The organism is uncultured Oceanisphaera sp. (genome assembly GCF_947495715.1).
GTDB lineage: Bacteria > Pseudomonadota > Gammaproteobacteria > Enterobacterales > Aeromonadaceae > Oceanimonas > Oceanimonas sediminis.
Map to the genome: position 1 here is coordinate 1 of NZ_CANLZU010000072.1, position 267 is coordinate 267.

Genomic DNA, 267 nt, shown 5'->3' on the forward strand with positions numbered 1-267 from the left:
AGAAGTGAAACGCACCCGCGCCGATGATAGTGTGGCAGCTGCCATGTGAAAGTAGGTCACTGCCAGGCACCCAATTTCGCTGATATAGCTCAGTTGGTAGAGCGCACCCTTGGTAAGGGTGAGGTCCCCAGTTCGAATCCGGGTATCAGCACCAGTTTTAGATTAGAAAAACCAGTTTTGTTTGACTGCCATAGCGTTGTGGTCCCACCTGATCCCATGCCGAACTCAGAAGTGAAACGCACCCGCGCCGATGATAGTGTGGCAGCT

The 267-nt window shown here is 52.8% G+C and carries 1 tRNA gene and 1 rRNA gene; both read left to right on the top strand.

What is annotated here, in order from left to right:
* Positions 1–78 precede the first annotated feature (78 nt).
* Positions 79–154 (top strand) — tRNA-Thr (locus Q0753_RS16635).
* Between the two features lie 26 nt (positions 155–180).
* A 5S ribosomal RNA gene (rrf, locus tag Q0753_RS16640) occupies positions 181–267 on the top strand; the annotation flags it as partial.